Origin of the sequence: Streptomyces sp. A2-16 (assembly GCF_018128905.1) — a bacterium.
In the GTDB taxonomy this organism is placed as follows: domain Bacteria; phylum Actinomycetota; class Actinomycetes; order Streptomycetales; family Streptomycetaceae; genus Streptomyces.
The window spans coordinates 4,192,557-4,209,718 of the sequence record NZ_CP063808.1; the positions used below are offsets into that span (position 1 = coordinate 4,192,557).

Below are 17,162 nucleotides of genomic sequence, written 5' to 3' on the forward strand. Positions count from 1 at the left end.
ACGTGCGAGGCGGGAGAGGCGAAGCGGTGCGGGGCCTTCGAGGGGCCGCGACAGCGGGGGCGGCACGGCATTCACCCCTTGACGGCCCCCTGCATGATTCCGCCCACGATCTGACGGCCGAAGACGACGAAGAGGGCGAGCAGAGGCAGCGTGCCGAGCAGTGCGCCCGCCATGATCAGCGACTGGTCGCGCACGTATCCCGCGCTGAGCTGGGTGAGGGCGACGGGTACCGTCGGATTGGTCATGTCGAGCACGATGAAGGGCCAGAAGAAGTCGTTCCAGGCGTGCACGAACGTGATCATGAACAGCACGGCCATGGGAGGCCGGGCGATCGGCAGCACGATGCTCCAGAAGATGCGCAGGGAGTGCGCACCGTCCACCCGGCCTGCCTCGACGAGTTCGTCGGGCAGCGCTTCGGCCAGGTACTGCCGCATGAAGAACACGCCGACGGCACTGACGAGGGTGGGGAAGATGACGGCGGGCAGTTTCTGGCCCCAGCCCAGTTCCGTCATCATCATGAACAGGGGCACGACGCCCAGTTGCGGCGGCACCATCATCGTGCCGATCACGAGCATCAGCAGGATGTTGCGGCCCTTGAAGCGGAGCTTGGCGAACGCGAAGCCGGCCAGGGTGGCGAACAGCACCGTGGACAGGGCGATCACACCGGCCACGATCAGGCTGTTGAGCATGGCCTTGCCCAGCGCGGCGTCCTCCCAGGCCTTGCCGAGGTTCTCCAGGAGATGGGGCCCCGGAAGGAAGGGCGGAGGCGTCTGGGTGACGCGCGTGTTGTCGGTCGACGCCGCCACCATCGTCCAGTACAGCGGGAACAGTGAGACCAGCGCCGCGAGCCCCAGCAGGATGTAGGCGACGGGACCCGCGTGGTGCTGACGTCCGGCACCCGGGTGCCGGAACAGTCGGCGGCGCCGTTCACCGGACGGGGTGGCCTTGCTGGTCTTCCGCGTGGTCCCGGGGCGTGTGTCCGTCGCCTGGACCGGGATGCTGTCTGTGGTCATGGAGATCTCCCGGTCAGGTCCTGCGCGTGAGGACACGCTTGACGATTCGTTGGACGACGAACACGAGAATGAGCAGCAGGAACATCGCCCAGGCGACCGTGGCGGCCCGGCCCATCTGGTAGTTCTTCCAGCCCTCCTCGTACAGCAGCAGACCCAGCGTCTGGTACTGGTTGTCGGCTCCCCCCGTGATGCCGTTCGGGCCCTGGCCGAAGATCAGGGGCTCACCGAAGAGCTGTGTGGCGCCGATCGTGGACAGGACGATGGTGAACACGATGGTGGAACGGATTCCGGGAACGGTGACCTTCAGGAACTGTTGCCACCGCGAGGCGCCGTCGATGGCCGCGGCCTCGTACCGGTCGCGCGGGATCGCCTGCATCGCCGCGAGATAGAGCAGCGCGTTGTAGCCGGTCCAGCGCCAGATCACGATGGAGGAAATGGCCGTCTGCGCGGCCCACTTGTTGTTCTCCCAGTCGATGTTGTCGACACCGACAAGACTCAACACCCAGTTGATCATGCCGAAGTCGCGTTCGAAGAGCATCGTGAACACGAGGGCCGCGGCACCGACCGACGTGGCGTACGGCGTCAGGGCGGCGACGCGGAAGAACGTCGAGCCGCGCAGCTGGTAGTTGAGCAGGTGCGCCAGTCCGAGCGCCATCAGCAGTTGGGGCACGGTCGACAGCACGCCGATGGTGAAGGTGTTGAGCAGCGCGTTCCAGAACCGGTCGTCGTCCCACAGCGCCGTGTAGTTGTCGAAGCCGACCCATTCCATGAGGTTCAGGGTCGACAGTTCGACGCGGTGCAGCGAGATCCACGAGGTGTAGATGAGCGGGTAGAAGCTGAAGGCGGCGAACACGATGAAGAACGGGGCGACGAAGGCGTACGGCGCACCCCGGACGTCGAGGCGGTGCAGCAGCGTACGGCGCCGCTGACGCTCCTCGCCGATGCCGGGCGCACCGTCTGGGGGTGTCGAGGTGGAGATGGCCACCGGAAGGCGTCCTTCCTGGAGGGATGGAGAGGCGGGCAGGGCCCGGCGACCCGTTCAGGGGCCGTGCGTGGGGCGCCGGGCGGCGGAGGGCAACGGGGCCCAGGTCAGCCGGCGGCCTTCTCGATGCGCTCGTCAGTGGTCTTCCATGCCGCGTTCGGGCTCTTGTTCTGCGCCTCGATCAAGGTCAGACCCTGCGAGAAGATGTCCTTGATGGTGCCGTCCTTGCGGCCGAGCACCTGCTCGTCGGGGATCTCCTGGGCCGCGGCGCCGAAGATCTTCCCGATGGGCGCACCACTGAAGTAGTCCGACTTGGCATTGACGACTTCGGGCATCTCCAACGCGGTCTGCGAAGAGGGGAAGTTGCCGATCTTCTCGAAGAGGTAGGCCTGCTGCTCGGGGGCGGTGAGCCAGGCGACGAGGTCCTGCGCCTCCTTCTTGACGGGGCTCTTCTCCATCACGCCGAGGAAGGATCCGCCCCAGTTGGCGCCCTTGGGTGCCTTGGCGACGTCCCACTTGCCCTTGTTCTTCGGTCCCGCCTTCTCGCTGATGTGCGCGAGCATCCACGCCGGGCAGACGGTGCTGGCGAAGGTGCTGTTGGCCAGTCCGGGGTCCCAACCGGGCTGGAACTGGCGGAGTTTGGCGGTCAGATCGGAGGTGGCCGCTTCGGAGGCCAGCTTCCACGCGTCCTTCACGACAGGGTTGGTGGCGTAGATCAGCTTGCCCTGCTTGTCGTAGAACTGCTGGGAGTTGCCGTAGATCATGGCGTTGAACAGGCCGCTGGAGCTGTCCATGAAGGCGACCTTGTCGTCCTTCGAGTCCTGCTTGAACCGCTTGCCCGCCTCGACGTACTTCGACCAGTCGCCCTCCCACAGCTTGGCGACCTCGTCGCGGTCGGTGGGCAGGCCGGCCTGCTCGAAGAGGTCCTTGCGGTAGCAGACCGCCATCGGGCCGATGTCGGTGCCGAGGCCGATGACCTTCTTGTCGGCGGCGGTGACCTGGCTCTGCTTCCACGGAAGGAAGTGATCCGTCCCGGCCACGCCGGCCAGATCGACGAACTTGTCCTTCTGGGTGTCGGACAGTTCCTTGGCCCGACCAATTTCTATGCCCTGGATGTCCTTGAGTCCGCTGCCTGCGGCCAAGTGGGTCTGCAGGGCGGTGTAGTAGGTCTGTTCGTCGCCCGCGACGTCCGCCTTGATGACGACGTTCGGGTGTTCCTTCATGTACTTGTCGAGCAGACCGGTCTCCTTGAAGCCCATGACGCCGAAGAGCCCCATGGTGATGGTGACCTTGCCGTCCTTCTTGCCCCCACCGGTCCCGCCGTCGCTGCCCCCGCAGCCCACGACCAGGCCGAGAGCCGACGCGACCGATACGGCGGCCACGACCCTCGTACGCAACTTGCTTCGGAACTTGTCCATTTCGTCCTCCTAGCGGCGGCGCTGGCGCACCGGAGTTCGAGCCCCACGGTCCGCTCCGTAGGCACGATTTGTCCGATGGGTACGTTCCCAAAAGTCGATGGGAACGTACCCACCTGAGAGCCCGCAGCCTGGCCGCCACGAAAGGCGTCTGTCAAGAAGTTGAATCCACTTCGTTGCCGAGAGATGTCGCGAGCCCGCACCGGGGCGCTGCGGGCGGTCCCCTCGGGTCTGGCACAATGCGCAGGTGAAAGCCGTCCAGGCATCGCCGAGCGAGGGAGGCGCCATGGGGGAGAGGCAACGCCCGACCATCATTACCGTGGCCGCGCGCGCCGGTGTCGGACGCACCACGGTTTCACGAGTCATCAACGGCTCCGAACTCGTCAGTGAGAAGGCGAGGGCCGCCGTGCTCGCCGCCATTGCCGAGTTGAACTACGTCCCGAACTCGGTTGCCCGGGGGCTGAAGACGAGCAGGACGAACTCCGTGGCCCTGGTGATCCCCGAGTCGGAGAGCAGACTGGGCTCCGAGCCCTACTTCTCGGCGGTCATCCGCGGGGTCAGCACCGCCCTCGCGGAGACCCGCACGCAACTCCAACTGGTGCTGGTGCGCGACCAGGCCGAGCGGGACCAGCTCACCGAGTCGGTCGCGGAACGGCGTGTCGACGGCGTGCTCCTGGTCTCGGTGCACGAGCACGACCCGCTGCCCGGCTTGCTGGAGGACATGGGGCTGCCCACGGTGCTCGCCGGACGCCGTTCCTCCGACGAGTCGCTCAGCCATGTGCACTCCGACAACGCGGGGGGAGCCGCGGCGGCCGTCAACCACCTCCTCGCGCGGGGGCGGCGCACCGTCGCCACCATCAGTGGACCGCTCGACATGGACGTGGCGCGCAGCAGGCTCCAGGGCTGGCGCGAGGCCCTCGAGAAGGCGGGCCACGAGGCCACGGACCGACTCGTGACCTCGGCCGACTTCACCGGGGAGGGCGGCGCGGCGGCGATGCGTTCACTCCTTGAACGAGTCCCCGAGCTCGACGCCGTCTTCGTCGCCTCGGACGTCATGGCTGCGGGGGCTCTGGCGGAGCTGCGCAGGCAGGGGAGGCGGGTCCCCGACGACGTGGCCGTGGTCGGATTCGACGACTCCATCATTGCCCGGCACACCAATCCGCCCCTCACCACCGTGCGTCAGCCCGTCGAGGAGCTCGGCGCCATGATCGCCCGCATCCTCCTGGAGGAGATCGGCGATCCCGAGAGACCGCGTCGGCGCGTCACGCTTCCCACTGAGCTCGTCGTACGCGAATCGTCGTAGGTTCATGAGGGGGCGCTGGTGAGCCACCTACCCGCACACCCCGATCGCTGGCCTGGCCTGTGTGGCCGAGGTGCGCCGGCGTCGGCATGACGTATTCGGGCAGCTGCGCTGCAGGGGACCTCTGCTCGGCTCGACCCTCTGCCGGAACGGTGAGTACCGAGCGGACCAGACCTCGCAAGCCGCGCCGTTCGCGAAAATCGGAGTGAACGTGCTGTGTTCGCAAGGAAGTTGGGGACTTACGGGAGGTCCGGGCACGTGATCGTGACCATCAACGTGGCGGCGCTGCTCGCCATCATCGTCGTGGTGAGGCTGCGCCGCCGTACCCACGCTCGGAGCCGGGTCGACGAGAAGATGACCGTGGTCCTCTGCGTCACACTCGGAGTGCTGATCGCTCCGACCGCGTTCGGGAAGTCGATCCTGGACGTCGTCACCCAACTCGTGGCCGGCCTGTCGCAGGCCGGCCAATGACCAGGCCTGCCCGCGCCCACGCGGCTTGCGTCGGCTCACGACCGGGAACCACTCATTGATCGGCGAGCAGCCTCTTGTGCTTCGGGGATGTCCTCGCCTGCGGCTCGCCGATCGCGTGTTTGCCGTCGGCGGTGAGCGCCACCAACCAGGCTTCGCAGGGGGCGACTTCACCCATGCGGCGATCACTGTCGGAGGTTGGTCGAGTCCGGGGTCTGGCGGGTGTCCGGTATTACGTCTGAGGGCCGGCGGATCCAGCGCAGGACGTACTCCCTACGCCGTCCGGCAGGTGAGTTCTCAGGACAGGACGGTAGGCCGCCTCGCCACGCCAGGGCCCGAGCGCTGTGTTGCACTCCCATATCTAGGCCTTCGCCCGCTTGGACTGGACGTCGGCGAACCTGGCCGAGACCGCAGGTGTCACCCTGGCCGAGGACTTCCACCGTCGCTTCGGCCGTGCGTGAGGCAGAATGCGAGGCCGTCCTCGCGGCCACCGCATTCCTGACGACACGGGGCGCCGAGCGGGCGGCTGCGGTTACGCTCGCTCCGTGATGGCACGGTGGAAGGCTCACGTAACCCGTCATCCCCTCGCAGGCGCCGTGGAGTTGACGCTCGCCTGGCACACCGCGCTCCTGCTGTTCGCCAAGGTGATCCTGCCCCCGCTGGCACCGTCATGGTTCCCCGGCCTGGGTGCGACCGTGGTCAACGCGATCTGTCTCGCCGGAGTCTGGTGCGTGCTGTGGCGGTGGGGATGGCTGCGGGTGTCCGGGACCGCCACCCTCGGCCGTCCCCGCCGCTGGTGGCTGGCCGCGCCGATGCTGCTGATCGCCGGTTCGTACGCGCTGGCCGGGCTCGACGGCAGTACGACGGTGGTCGTCAGCTCCTTGGTGTCCCTGCTGTGGGTGGGCCTCAACGAGGAGGTCTGCAGCCGTGGCCTCGTCCAGCAGACCCTCGCCCCGCTCGGCCCGTTGCGTGCGGCCACCGGCGTCGCCGTGCTCTTCGGTGCCGGGCACCTGCAGAACTACCTTTTCTTCGGCGCCCCGTTGGACGACACACTGTGGCAGATGCTGTCCGCCGGACTGTTCGGCTTCGCCTGCGCGGGCCTGCGCTTCGCGATCGGTTCGGTCTGGCCGATGGTGCTCGTCCACGCGCTCGACGACTTCTTCCAGATCCGCTCTCCGGGCGCTGCCCCGGACGGGTGGCAGGTGGCGGTGTACGTCTTTCACGCCGCGTTCGGCTGGTGGCTGCTGCGCCGCTACGGCAGCGGGGACACTCTCCCGTCCCAGGGAGCCGTGGTCGCGGACGACGACGAGCGCCCCGAGGAGGCCGGGGCGCTCGACTGACGTCGCCACAAGGCCGGCACCCGGTCAGGAAGGGGAAGGGCCTTGCAACGCCACGGGGGAACAGCGCTGCAAGGCCCTGCACCCCGCGTGCCCGGTGTCGTTGAGTCCATGCATCCGTGACCAGAATCTTTCGGCGGAGGGCCGCTGCCGGCTCAGGTGGGCACCGCGGTGCCCTAAAGTCGCCGGATGCGACGAAGGACAGGACTCGCGGTGGCCGGAGCCGTGGCGCTGGCTTGGGGCGAGTGGTTGAACTGGCGCTGGTCCCGAACCCTCGTGGGCAGCGGCGAGGGCAACTCCGAAGCCGTCGTCGTGCTGGGCTACCGCAACCCCCAGCCGTCGGCGAACTTCATCAACCGCTGGCGGGTCCGGGCCGGCATCCGCTCCATTGCCGAGGACACGACGCCCAACACCCGCGTGATCTTCACCGGCGGGGTGACCGGCGGCTGCGCCGCGGAGGCCCAACTGATGGCCGACTACGCGAAGTCGGTGCTCCGGTTCGACGGCACGGTGCTTCTGGAGGACCAGAGCGCGACGACATGGGAGAACGTCACGAACGTGATCCCGCTGCTCGAGGACGTCGACCGCATCAAGATCGCTTCGCAGCCGGCTCACGCGCTCAAGGCGCGCGCGTACCTGCGGCGCCGACGACCCGATCTCGCTCAGAAGCTCGTGCGAGCGGACGACTACCGTTTCGGCGAGTGGACGTTCGCCAAACCACTGCTGGCTCTGTACGGGCTCTGGACACTCCGCGGTCTGGTGCCCGAGGAACGAAGGATCTCCTCATAGCCGTCGGCAGCGTGGACCACGGACGGCACCCTGAACCACAGACGGCAGCTGGAACGACAGACGTCAGCCCAGATGCCGGGCGAAGAACCGTAGCGAGTCGTCCCACTCGAACCGCGGCAGATCTCCGTGCTTGCCGGGGTTGGCGTGCAGTGTCTTCTCGGCTGAACCGAGGGCGTCGAACAACGCCAGGCTCTGTTCACGCGGCATCAGCTCATCGTCCCACTGGACCAGGAACTGCACCGGCACGGTGACCTGCGCGGCGGTCCCGGTCAGCTCGGGCGACCCTTGGAGGCCCAGCACCGCGGCGCGGACGCAAGGCTCTGCGGCGATGAACGGCATTCCGAGCGCGCAGCCCAGTGACACGCCCCAGTAGCCCACCGGTCCGGCGCCGACGTGGTCGAGTCGCTGGACCGCGGTCAGGACCGCCCGCCAGTCCGTGACGGTCTGCCCGACCACCAGCCTGTACAGGGCGGTGTCCAGCTCAGCAGTGTCCGCTCCGGCGGCCGCATGCGCCCGGTACTCGGTCGCGAGCCGGTCGAACTCCTCGTCCGTCGGCCGCTCGCCGTGGTACGGCACGTCGATCGCGGCGACCGCGAACCCGCCTTCGGCGGCGAAGCGACGTGCGCGGGCCAGGATGCCGGGGGCCTTTTTGTGCTGTCCGCCGCCGTGGCCCATCAGGATCAGGGGGCGGGTGCCGCGCGCGTCTTCCGGTGTCCACAGCACGCCGGGGATCTCGTCGAGGGTGAAGAGCTGTTCGATCACGCCGCCCAGCGACGTTCTGGAGAGCACGCGCACAGTGTTTCCACCTTTCGGACCCAGCGCCGTACCTTCTGCAGGCGCTCCCCAGGCCATGCCAGAGAAGGATCCCCAATCTGTCACAGCACTGATGTCGGACCACCCCCTCGTCCCTGTGCGCCCGTGAGGTTCGAGCGGGGTACCTTTCGCAGTGATGTACAGGCGGGTCATCCGCCGACGCGCGGGAGGAAACGATCCTGAACACCCAGCTCGCGGAGACTCTGTCCGTGGCCCTGCTCGTGATGGTGCTGGCCTGTGCGATCGTCCGCCCCTTCGGTTGGCCGGAGGCGGTGGTGGCCGTCCCCGCGGCGGTCCTGGTCGTCGCCACCGGGGCGATCTCGTGGGACACCGCGCTGGACGAGGTCGAACAGCTCGCTCCCGTCGTCGGCTTCCTGGCGGCGGTGCTCGTACTGGCCCAGCTCTGCGACGAGGACGGGCTGTTCCACGCGTGCGGGGCGTGGATGGCGCGCACGGCGGCCGGCCGCCCACGGCGTCTGCTGGTCCAGGTGTTCCTGGCGGCGTCGGTCATCACGGCGGTGCTCAGCCTGGACGCCACGGTGGTACTGCTGACACCGGTGGTGTTCGCCACCGCGGCCCGGATCGGCGCGCGCCCCAAACCGCATGTCTACGCCTGTACCCATCTGTCGAACACGGCCTCACTGCTGCTGCCGGTCTCGAACCTGACCAACCTGCTGGCGTTCAACACGAGTGGGCTGAGTTTCACCCGGTTCGCCGCCCTCATGGCACTGCCCTGGGTGGCCGCGATCGGCGTCGAGTATCTGATCTTCCGCCGCTTCTTCGCCGCCGACCTGGATGCCGGGGCGCAGGCCGCTTTCGCGGGCGAGCCGCCGCCGCTTCCGATGTTCGCGCTGGTGACCGTGGGATGCACGCTGGCCGGATTCGTGCTGACCTCGGCCATCGGCATCGACCCGGCCTGGGCGGCCCTGGCCGGCGCACTGGCCCTCGCCGTCAGAGCCCTGATCCGACGCCGCAGCACCCCGCGAGCCTTGCTGAGCGCCGCCTCCGTGCCTTTCCTCGCCTTCGTGCTGGCGCTCGGGATCGTGGTACGGGCAGTCGTGGACAACGGGCTCGACAAGGCTCTGGGACAACTGATCCCCAGCGGCACCGGGCTGCTGGAACTGCTCGCCGTCGCCGCGTTGGCCGCCGTCCTCGCCAACGTGATCAACAACCTGCCCGCGGTACTCGTGCTGCTGCCGCTGACCGCCCCCCTGGGTCCCGGCGCAGTCCTCGCCGTACTGCTCGGGGTGAACATCGGCCCCAACCTCACCTATGCGGGTTCGCTGGCCACTCTGCTGTGGCGGCGTATCGTCCATGCCCACGACGGCGAGGTCGGGTTGAAGGAGTTCACCCGGCTCGGCGTGTACGCGGTACCGGCGAGCCTCGCGGCCGCGGTGCTGGCACTGTGGGGCTCACTGGCCGTGATCGGAGGAGGCTGACCTCATGGCTGTGGTCGTCTGGATCGTCGAGGGCAACTGGCCCGCCTGCGTGGACGCCGCCCGCGCCCTCGCCCCGGCGGACGCCGACGTCGTCCTGCTGCACGTCACCCCGGCGGACGTGTCGGGTGCCGCGCACGGCGCCTTCGCCGGGCTGCTCGGCCGCGGTCACCCCCAGCGGGATCCGGGCACGCGTCTGGAACAGCTCGCCGCCGCCTCCGCGCAGGAACTGCTCCAGGCCGCTGCCGATCGGCTGGGGCGCCCGAGTACGCGTGTCGAACGCACCGGACGCCTGGAGCGCGAGGTCGTCGCCGCGGCCGAGGGCGCCGATCTGCTGATCCTGGCCCGCGACGGCGACCGCAACCGTCTCGGGCCGCGCAGCCTGGGCCCGGCCAGCCGTTTCGTGGTCGACCATGCCCCCTGCCAGGTCCTGCTGGTCTGGCCGGAACCACCGCCGGGGCTGCCCACCATGCCGCCCCCGCCGCCTCATCCCTGAACTACCGAACCCTAGAGTGTGAGTTCGAGGCCGAGACAGGGAGGAGCACGGGTGAACGAGGACGAGAGCCTGCGCCGTTACGGCCTCCACCCGGTCGACGCCGACCTCGACGAAGTACGCGAACTGCTGCGCGATCGGACCCTGCTCGAGCGACGCTCTCAGGGCGCGGGCGACACCGAGCTGATGAAGCTCTGCTGCGTCCAGTTGTTCCATACGGGCGTCATCGACGACGTACTCCTCATCTGGAGCGCGAAGACCGCGAGCATGGACGCGGCCTGCTCGATCGATGTCCAGCTGCTGTGCGGACGGGGACTCACCGAGACAAAGGCGTATCTCTCGCTCCTGCGCACACCCGAAGCGGAAGCGGCACTTCGGCGTCTGCTCGAGTGCGAAGAGGCGGGCGACTTCGAGGGCTTCCGCGTCGAGGAGTACTCGGCCTATTGCACGGACTACTACACATGAGACAGCTGTATCCAGGACCGGCCTTCGGTGACGGGTCGCGGTCTCGGACGTAGACCGTGACTCGCGCCCCGTTGACCCGGGTCGTCGCGTACTCGTGGAAGTGGCGCCGCAGGGTCCGTTTCTTCGCTTCCTCCCGCGCGTTGGTGTGCCCACCGGCCGCGCGGACGGCGACGATCCGGTCGAAATCCAGCATGCGTGCCGCAATGGCCCGGGCGGGAAGCTCGACACCGGCAAGGGTGTTCGACGAAACGGGATCCTGTGCCAGTGCGAGATCTGTCAGAAGGCGGGTGTCCTCGGGGTTGGCCGCGGTCAGGATCCGGTGCTGACCGGGCAGAAAGAGCAGCCCGTCGCCGGGACGCCCTTCCTTGCGTACGGCGGCGCCGATGGCGGTGGCGTCATTGCTCCGGCTCTGGGGCGTCCTGAGCGAGACGCTCGGCGGGACGAGCACGGCCAGTACGGCGACCGCCGCCATCCACACGTAGCGGGAGGGCCGCTGCCGCTCGAGGACGTGATCCATCGAGGCGCCCAGCAGCAAAGCGATTCCGAGATTGCTGTAGAGCACGTACCGGTCGACGAAAAGGGGCTTGACCAGTGAGGCGATCAGCAGCAGAAGGCCCGGCAGCACGAGAATGGGCACGGCAAGCCCGGAAAGCCGCACCGGCCCCCTCACCTTGTGGGGCACCAGGGCACATGCCACGCCCAGGACCGCCACGACCAGGAAGTATTGAAGCCGCACCGGCCCGTCGATCCAGGACAGCTGTCCCGACTGCCCCACGCTGCAGATCGCCATGGGCAACAGCCCCGTCACCACGCCCGCTGCGGCCGCTCCCCACGCCCTGAGCACATGTCGTGGCACCCGGGAGACGGCCAGTGTGACGCCGTGCGCAATGAGGGCGAGGACCGCGAACTCGTGGAGCAGACAGGCCGACAGCATGAGGAAGCCGTAGACCACCCACCACCACCGGGCGCGGTGCGCGACACCAGCCACGAGCGCACAGGTGGCCCAGGTGACCAGGGCGCAGACCATGGCATACGAGCGGCCTTCCTGCGCGTACTTCTGTACCTGGGGAAGGAGCGGAAACACCAGCCCGGCCAGCAGCCCTGCACGGGGTCCCGCCAGGCGCAGCCCCAGAAGCCCGACTCCGCTCGCTGCCGCGGACATCGCCAGCACGGAAGGCAGCCGTAAGGTCAGCAGCCCTCCGCCGAAGAGACCGAAGATCCCGTGCATCACGGCGTAGTACAGGGCATGGACCAGATCGACATGCTGGGCGGTGTGCCATATCTGCGAAAGATCGCGGTGCGCGAGCTGGTACGTGACGGACTCGTCCCCCCACAAGGTGTTCTCCCGGCGGATACCCCAGAGCCCCAGCGCGACGGTCAGCGACAAGGGCGCGAGGACGACAACGGTGGTGGCCGGGCGCGGTGATGGCGTCCTGGCCATGGCGGAGCCACGTTCATCAAGGGACATCGGGCGACAGGGCCTTTCAGCTGCGGCGGAGAAAACGCCGTCAGCGTGCCCGGACCTCGTTGACCGGTAGCTGACCCGAGCTGACCGGCCGATCAGGAAGTCGGGCCGGCGCTGTGCGAGGCTGCCCCGCATGCGCATCCTGGTGGTCGAAGACGAGGTGGACCTTGCCCACACCCTGCACACGGGGCTGACCGCGGAGGGCTACAGCGTCGACCTCGCCCATGACGGCCGACAGGGACTGTGGATGGCCCGCACCGGCGAATACGCCCTGGTCTTACTGGACTTGATGCTGCCCGGACTCAACGGGTACAAGGTCTGCGCCCAGTTGCGCCGGGAGGGCAACGCGACCCCCATCCTGGTGCTCACCGCCAAGGACGGCGACTGGGATCAGGCAGAGGCTCTGGACACGGGGGCCGATGACTACCTGGCCAAGCCCTTCTCCTACATGGTGCTCGTCGCACGCATGCGGGCCCTGGTCAGACGAGCCGCCGCGGTCGCCCCGCCCGTCCTCGCCGTGGGCGACCTGTCCCTGGACGTCGCCGGCCGCGTCTGCCGCCGGGCCGGGGTACGGGTGGAACTCACACCCCGGGAGTTCGCCGTGCTGGAACTGCTGGCCCGCCGGGCCGGTCAGGCGGTCTCCAAGGCGGACCTGCTGTACCACGCGTGGCCCGACGAAGCATGGGATCCCAACCTGGTGGAGGCGCGCGTCAGCGCCCTCCGCAAGAAGGTGGACGCCGCGTTCCAGCGGCAGTCCCTGCAGACCGTACGGGGTACCGGATACCGGCTGGTGGACGACCGTGAGCGCGACTGAGCCGCGACGCCGCTGGTGGCCGCGTTCGGTACGAGCCGGCGCGGCCCTGGCCACCGCCTCGACCGCCGCCGTCATCCTGTTCGGCATCGGCTGGTGGGTACACCACGACGTCTACCGCCAGAGCACGCAGATCGCCGAGGAACAAGCCCTGGCACAGCTCTGGTCGCTCGTCGACCAGGTGAACGAGGGCGTGGTTCCCGTCCGCACGAGCGCCGTGCCGTACGAGGTGGTCGCGACCGGCCGACGCAGCGCCGTCGCCTACGGGGGAGGCATCGTCGACTTCGGTCCTGGCACTCGCCATGTGCTGCCCGCCCCGACCGGGCACGGGTCGCCCAACTTCGTCCGCCTGCCCGTGAACCGTGACTACAACTCCGGGGTCAGAGGTGACATGGCCGGCGGGACCTATGAGGTCTTCTCCGCCGACATCAGTGCCCAGGAACTCGGCGGCGACAAGGCCGCCGCCCTGGGTGTCGCTGCCGACGCCAGGCTGCGGGTCTATGTGCTGGTGCTTCCGCAGACCGCCGAGGAGATCACCGGGACCACCGACCGCCTGCTGCTGCGGGCCGGGCTCGTGAGCCTCGTACTGATCGCCGCCGCCGCTTACTTCGCCGTCCGCATCGCGCTGCGGCCGGTCGAAGCCATCCGTGTCCTCACAGCCTCGGTCACCGCGAGCGACCCTCGCGAACGCGTCACCGTCCCCGCCTCCGGACATGAGATCACCGCCCTGGCCACCACGATCAACAGCACCCTTCAGCGGCTCGACAATGCCGCCGCCCAGCAACGCCGCTTCGTCGCGGACGCCGCCCACGAACTGCGCAGCCCCCTCACCACCCTGCTGGCCAGCCTGGAAGTCGCCCTCGCCTATCCGGAACGCACGGACTGGCCCGCCGCGGCCACCACCGCGGCACGGCAGACCCGGCGCCTGCACGCCCTCGCCGAGGACCTGCTGCTCCTCGCCCGCCTCGACACCCGCACCCCCACAGCGGACCCCGAATCCGTCGACCTGGCAGCCCTCGCCTCCCGGCTGACCGAGCAATACCCCCCCACCGAACGGCCGTTGATCCTCACCTGCGACAGCACCGCCCCCGCCTGCGCACACGGAAACCCCGGCGAATACGAACGGCTGCTGCGCAACCTCGTCGACAACGCGGCACGCCACGCCGCGCACCGCATCCAGATCACGGTCCGCAACGAGGGCGACTGGGTCGTCCTCACGGTGCACGACGACGGACCGGGGGTGCCCGCCGAGGAAGCCGAGCGCATCTTCGAACGCTTCGTCCGACTTGACGACGCCCGCTCCCGCGACCACGGCGGCACCGGCCTCGGCCTCGCCATCGCCCGCGATCTGGCTCACCGCCACCGAGGCACCCTGACCCTCACCCCCCAGCCCTTCGGAGCGTGCTTCCGGCTACGCCTGCCCCGGGCCCCCGAACCGGCCGGGACCCGAGCGGCACGAGCCTGACCTCATCCGGCCCTGTGCCCTTGGACCGGCAGGTTCAGCGCGTCGGCGACCGAGGACAGGGCGGGTCCCAGCGGGAGGCTGACGCGGGTGCGGGCGAGCGGGTCGCCGCGGGTGGGGTCCCGGTTGATGATGAGGATCCGCTTGTCCGCCTGGGCCGCCTGGCGCACGAATCTGAGTCCGGACATCACCGTGAGGGAGGAGCCCAGAACCAGCAGTGAGCTCGCCGCGCTGACCAGCCGGCGGCAGTGCTCGATCCGCTGGGCGGGCACGGTCTCACCGAAGAACACCACGTCCGGCTTGAGGACGCCGCCGCAGGCCGCGCAGGGCAGGACGCGGAAGTCGGCGACCTGTTCGTCGGAGAGGTCGGCGTCACCGTCGGGGTTGATCTCCGCGGCCACCGGCACGAATGCGGCATTGGCCTCTTCCAGGCGCACGGCGAGGTCACGGCGTGAGGTGACGTCGTCGCAGGCCAGACACCGGACCCGCGCCAGGCTCCCGTGCAGTTCCACAACTCCCTCGGCGCCTGCGGCCTGGTGCAGACCGTCGACGTTCTGGGTGATCACGCCCGAGAGCAGACCGCGGCGAGCGAACGCGGCGACGGCCTGGTGCCCGGCATTGGGACGGGCGCGGCCGAAGGTACGCCAGCCCAGATGACTGCGTGCCCAGTACCTTCGCCGGGCCTGCGGACTCGCCGTGAAGTCCTGGTACGTCATCGGCGTGTGCCGGTTCAGGCTTCCGCCCTCGCCGCGATAGGCGGGGATGCCCGACTCCGTGGAGATGCCCGCCCCGCTGAGGACCAGCACACCGCCGGCGCCGAGCGCGTCGACCACCGGCCGCAGGTCTGTGGTGCCCGGCGGCAGGTCCGGGGGAGGGGTCCAGTGAAGTGTGGGACGGGTCCGCATGCGTGCCAGGGTACGAAACCGTACGGCGCCGGGAGGTGATCTCTCTTCGGGGCTACGCCGAGTCCTGGTCGAGCAGGTAGTCGATGGCTTCGATGACGTCGTCGACCGTGTGGTGCGGAGTCACCAGTCCGTCGGGCCAGGGACGGCCGGTGACCCAGATGGTGCGCAGCCCCGCGTCGTGGCCGCCGACGATGTCGGTCTCGGCGTTGTCGCCGGTCATCCAGTCCCCGGCGGAGAGCTGTGTGCCGCAGCGTGCGGCGGCGAGCTCGAAGATGCGCGGGTCGGGTTTGCGGATGCCGATGTCGCCGGAGGCGGCGATACCGTCGATCAGCTCGGAGAGGCCGGTGGCCTGGATCTTGGCCCGCTGGATGTCACTGGCGCCGTTCGTGGCGACACCGATGCTCCAGCCTGCCTCCTTGAGGCGTTCCAGGCTGCTGAGGACGGCGGGGCGGCAGTGCATGGAGGCCGCCATGCGGTCGATGTACACGCGCCACAGGTGGTCGGCACTCTCGCCGACGGGGAAGGCGGCCCGCAGCCGGTCGAAGTCGGCGCGCTCGGCGTGGTCGGCCAGCTCGGTCAGCAGCCACCGTTCGATCTCCGGGCCGTAGCCGTGGTCGTGGCTGAGGGAGGTGATGGCATCGGCGAAGGCGCCGGTGCGGTCGACCAGGGTGCCGTCCAGATCGAAGATCGCGAGTCTCACGAGGATGGACCCTACTTGCCGCGGCGAGAGACCGGTACGGGTCTGCCCTGATCGGACCTGGTGGGGTGGACGGCGCTCCTCGATTCCGCCCGCCCGGGTACCAGGCCTGCCTCAGGCGTCCAGCCTCGCAGCGGCCCGGTCGCGGGTGTCGGCGGCGGGGGCGATCAGGATGGCGGAGGCGACCAGCACCAGCACCGCCACCATCGCCGTACGCAGACCGTAGTGGTCGCCCAGGAAGCCGAGGGACGGCGGACCGACGAGGAAGGCGACGTAGCCGATGATCGCGACCAGCGAGACGCGCGCGGTCTGGTCGGGGCCCGAGTCGCCGGCCGCGGACAGGGCCACCGGGAAACCGAGAGAGGCCCCGAGTCCCCAGAAGACGACGGAGGTCGCCGCCACGGCCACGTTGTCGGAGAAGATCACGAGGACGAGTCCGAGGGCACCGGAGAGTGCGCTCGCCCGCAGAACGGTGGCGCGTCCGAAACGGACGAGGAAGTACGTGCCGCAGAAGCGCCCCAGTGTCATCGCGGCGGCGAACCCGACGTAGACGAGCGAGCCGGCTGTGGCGTCCAGGCCGTGGCCGTCCACCATGAGCAGCGGAAGCCAGTCGTTGGCCGCTCCTTCGGCCAGGGCCATGGCCAGCACGATGGCGCCGATGAGGAGCAGTTTGCGGTCTTTCCAGACCTGCGGTCCGGTGTGCTCGGCCGCGTCGGTGGTGCGGACTTTCGTGCTGAGGCCGACACCCGTCGGCAGCGCGCGGGAGGCGTGGATCAGCATCCCTGTGGCAGCGAGCGTGATCACGGCGAGGTGCCAGGAGACGGGGAGCTGTGCGGCCGTGGCGGTCATCCCGGCGAGGGCGCCGACCACCGTGCCGAGGCTGAAACAGCCGTGCAGCGTGGGCAGAACCGGGGTGTCGGTGATGCGCTCGACGTCGGCGCCGTCCACGTTCACCGCCACCTCGCCCGAGCCCATGCCCGCGCCGAACAGGAAGAGCCCGGCTGTGACCAGGGGTGCCGAGGGAACGGCGCTTCCGGCGCCGATGACCATCGTGCCCGCGATGATCAGGGCGGTGCCGAGCACGATCACGGGACGGGTGCCCAGCCGTTCCACGAAGCGGCCTGAGCACAGGATGCCGATCATGGATCCCACCGAGAGGCCGAACAGGATCAGCCCCATCTCCGCGGTGGACACGCCCAGTTGATCCCGAACGTCGGGAGTGCGCGTGACCCAGGAGGACATGGCGATGCCCGGGAGGAAGAAGAAGAGGTACAGGGCCTGGCGGCGCCGACGCACGGCGGGGTCTGTCAA

17 protein-coding genes are annotated in these 17,162 nt (G+C 69.1%); 8 read left to right on the forward strand and 9 right to left on the reverse strand.

Going from position 1 to position 17,162, the window contains the following annotated elements; translation table 11 throughout:
* Positions 1-71 precede the first annotated feature (71 nt).
* The 3 genes from IOD14_RS18880 to IOD14_RS18890 form a co-directional block, all read right to left on the reverse strand.
* A complete protein-coding gene (locus tag IOD14_RS18880) occupies positions 72-1,013 on the reverse strand; it encodes a carbohydrate ABC transporter permease (RefSeq protein WP_123993310.1) in 942 nt (313 codons plus the stop codon).
* Between the two features lie 13 nt (positions 1,014-1,026).
* Positions 1,027-1,956, reverse strand: coding sequence for a sugar ABC transporter permease (locus IOD14_RS18885; RefSeq protein WP_249126277.1), 930 nt, complete (start codon positions 1,954-1,956; stop codon positions 1,027-1,029).
* Positions 1,957-2,102: 146 nt separating this feature from the next.
* Positions 2,103-3,413 carry an extracellular solute-binding protein gene (locus IOD14_RS18890; RefSeq protein ID WP_123993308.1) on the reverse strand — a complete coding sequence of 437 codons (1,311 nt, stop codon included), beginning with the start codon at positions 3,411-3,413 and terminating at the stop codon, positions 2,103-2,105.
* Positions 3,414-3,696: 283 nt separating this feature from the next.
* On the opposite strand from IOD14_RS18890, the gene IOD14_RS18895 reads away from it, so the two are divergent.
* Both IOD14_RS18895 and IOD14_RS18900 read left to right on the forward strand, forming a co-directional pair.
* Positions 3,697-4,713, forward strand: coding sequence for a LacI family DNA-binding transcriptional regulator (locus tag IOD14_RS18895; protein ID WP_212670847.1), 1,017 nt, complete (start codon positions 3,697-3,699; stop codon positions 4,711-4,713).
* A gap of 258 nt (positions 4,714-4,971) precedes the next feature.
* Complete coding sequence (locus tag IOD14_RS18900) at positions 4,972-5,181, forward strand: hypothetical protein (RefSeq protein ID WP_212673311.1); 210 nt, start codon at positions 4,972-4,974, stop codon at positions 5,179-5,181.
* Positions 5,182-5,233: 52 nt separating this feature from the next.
* On the opposite strand, the gene IOD14_RS44760 is transcribed toward IOD14_RS18900, so the two are convergent.
* Positions 5,234-5,356 carry a hypothetical protein gene (locus tag IOD14_RS44760; protein WP_280846071.1) on the reverse strand — a complete coding sequence of 41 codons (123 nt, stop codon included), beginning with the start codon at positions 5,354-5,356 and terminating at the stop codon, positions 5,234-5,236.
* Positions 5,357-5,774: 418 nt separating this feature from the next.
* Here IOD14_RS44760 and IOD14_RS18905 point away from each other — a divergent pair, with 418 nt between their 5' ends.
* Positions 5,775-6,518, forward strand: a complete 744-nt coding sequence (locus IOD14_RS18905; RefSeq protein WP_249125958.1) for a CPBP family intramembrane glutamic endopeptidase — start codon at positions 5,775-5,777, stop codon at positions 6,516-6,518.
* Positions 6,519-6,704: 186 nt separating this feature from the next.
* Positions 6,705-7,304 carry a YdcF family protein gene (locus tag IOD14_RS18910; protein WP_123993305.1) on the forward strand — a complete coding sequence of 200 codons (600 nt, stop codon included), beginning with the start codon at positions 6,705-6,707 and terminating at the stop codon, positions 7,302-7,304.
* A gap of 63 nt (positions 7,305-7,367) precedes the next feature.
* Here the strand turns inward: IOD14_RS18910 and IOD14_RS18915 are convergent, their stop codons facing one another.
* Positions 7,368-8,099 (reverse strand): alpha/beta hydrolase, encoded by a 732-nt coding sequence (locus tag IOD14_RS18915; RefSeq protein ID WP_212670848.1) that lies wholly within the window; start codon positions 8,097-8,099, stop codon positions 7,368-7,370.
* A gap of 197 nt (positions 8,100-8,296) precedes the next feature.
* Here IOD14_RS18915 and IOD14_RS18920 point away from each other — a divergent pair, with 197 nt between their 5' ends.
* Positions 8,297-9,556, forward strand: coding sequence for an SLC13 family permease (locus IOD14_RS18920; RefSeq protein ID WP_212673313.1), 1,260 nt, complete (start codon positions 8,297-8,299; stop codon positions 9,554-9,556).
* A gap of 4 nt (positions 9,557-9,560) precedes the next feature.
* Entirely contained in the window at positions 9,561-10,049 is a 489-nt protein-coding gene (locus tag IOD14_RS18925) for a universal stress protein (protein ID WP_123993302.1), read from the forward strand.
* Between the two features lie 313 nt (positions 10,050-10,362).
* On the opposite strand, the gene IOD14_RS18935 is transcribed toward IOD14_RS18925, so the two are convergent.
* Complete coding sequence (locus IOD14_RS18935; protein WP_349252429.1) at positions 10,363-11,898, reverse strand: glycosyltransferase family 39 protein; 1,536 nt, start codon at positions 11,896-11,898, stop codon at positions 10,363-10,365.
* A 211-nt stretch (positions 11,899-12,109) separates the two neighbouring features.
* Here IOD14_RS18935 and IOD14_RS18940 point away from each other — a divergent pair, with 211 nt between their 5' ends.
* Both IOD14_RS18940 and IOD14_RS18945 read left to right on the forward strand, forming a co-directional pair.
* Positions 12,110-12,790 carry a response regulator transcription factor gene (locus IOD14_RS18940; RefSeq protein ID WP_212670850.1) on the forward strand — a complete coding sequence of 227 codons (681 nt, stop codon included), beginning with the start codon at positions 12,110-12,112 and terminating at the stop codon, positions 12,788-12,790.
* Complete coding sequence (locus IOD14_RS18945; protein ID WP_212670851.1) at positions 12,777-14,252, forward strand: HAMP domain-containing sensor histidine kinase; 1,476 nt, start codon at positions 12,777-12,779, stop codon at positions 14,250-14,252. Before IOD14_RS18940 ends, IOD14_RS18945 begins: the two co-directional genes overlap by 14 nt.
* 2 nt (positions 14,253-14,254) lie before the next feature.
* On the opposite strand, the gene IOD14_RS18950 is transcribed toward IOD14_RS18945, so the two are convergent.
* The 3 genes from IOD14_RS18950 to IOD14_RS18960 all read right to left on the reverse strand — a co-directional run bounded on the left by IOD14_RS18950 (position 14,255) and on the right by IOD14_RS18960 (position 17,162).
* A complete protein-coding gene (locus IOD14_RS18950; RefSeq protein ID WP_212670852.1) occupies positions 14,255-15,154 on the reverse strand; it encodes an NAD-dependent protein deacetylase in 900 nt (299 codons plus the stop codon).
* A 52-nt stretch (positions 15,155-15,206) separates the two neighbouring features.
* Positions 15,207-15,854: an HAD family hydrolase gene (locus IOD14_RS18955; RefSeq protein ID WP_123993298.1), complete on the reverse strand. Its 648-nt coding sequence runs from the start codon at positions 15,852-15,854 to the stop codon at positions 15,207-15,209.
* Positions 15,855-15,965: 111 nt separating this feature from the next.
* On the reverse strand, positions 15,966-17,162 hold the full coding sequence (locus IOD14_RS18960) for an MFS transporter (protein WP_212670853.1): 1,197 nt from the start codon (positions 17,160-17,162) through the stop codon (positions 15,966-15,968).

Bases quoted from the DNA above. Each gene is read 5' to 3' on its own strand.
- IOD14_RS44760 (WP_280846071.1), bottom strand. From the start codon at position 5,356: ATGGGTGAAGTCGCCCCCTGCGAAGCCTGGTTGGTGGCGCTCACCGCC.
- IOD14_RS18910 (WP_123993305.1), top strand. From the start codon at position 6,705: ATGCGACGAAGGACAGGACTCGCGGTGGCCGGAGCCGTGGCGCTGGCT.
- IOD14_RS18950 (WP_212670852.1), bottom strand. From the start codon at position 15,154: ATGCGGACCCGTCCCACACTTCACTGGACCCCTCCCCCGGACCTGCCG.
- IOD14_RS18880 (WP_123993310.1), bottom strand. From the start codon at position 1,013: ATGACCACAGACAGCATCCCGGTCCAGGCGACGGACACACGCCCCGGG.
- IOD14_RS18925 (WP_123993302.1), top strand. From the start codon at position 9,561: ATGGCTGTGGTCGTCTGGATCGTCGAGGGCAACTGGCCCGCCTGCGTG.
- IOD14_RS18940 (WP_212670850.1), top strand. From the start codon at position 12,110: ATGCGCATCCTGGTGGTCGAAGACGAGGTGGACCTTGCCCACACCCTG.
- IOD14_RS18890 (WP_123993308.1), bottom strand. From the start codon at position 3,413: ATGGACAAGTTCCGAAGCAAGTTGCGTACGAGGGTCGTGGCCGCCGTA.
- IOD14_RS18895 (WP_212670847.1), top strand. From the start codon at position 3,697: ATGGGGGAGAGGCAACGCCCGACCATCATTACCGTGGCCGCGCGCGCC.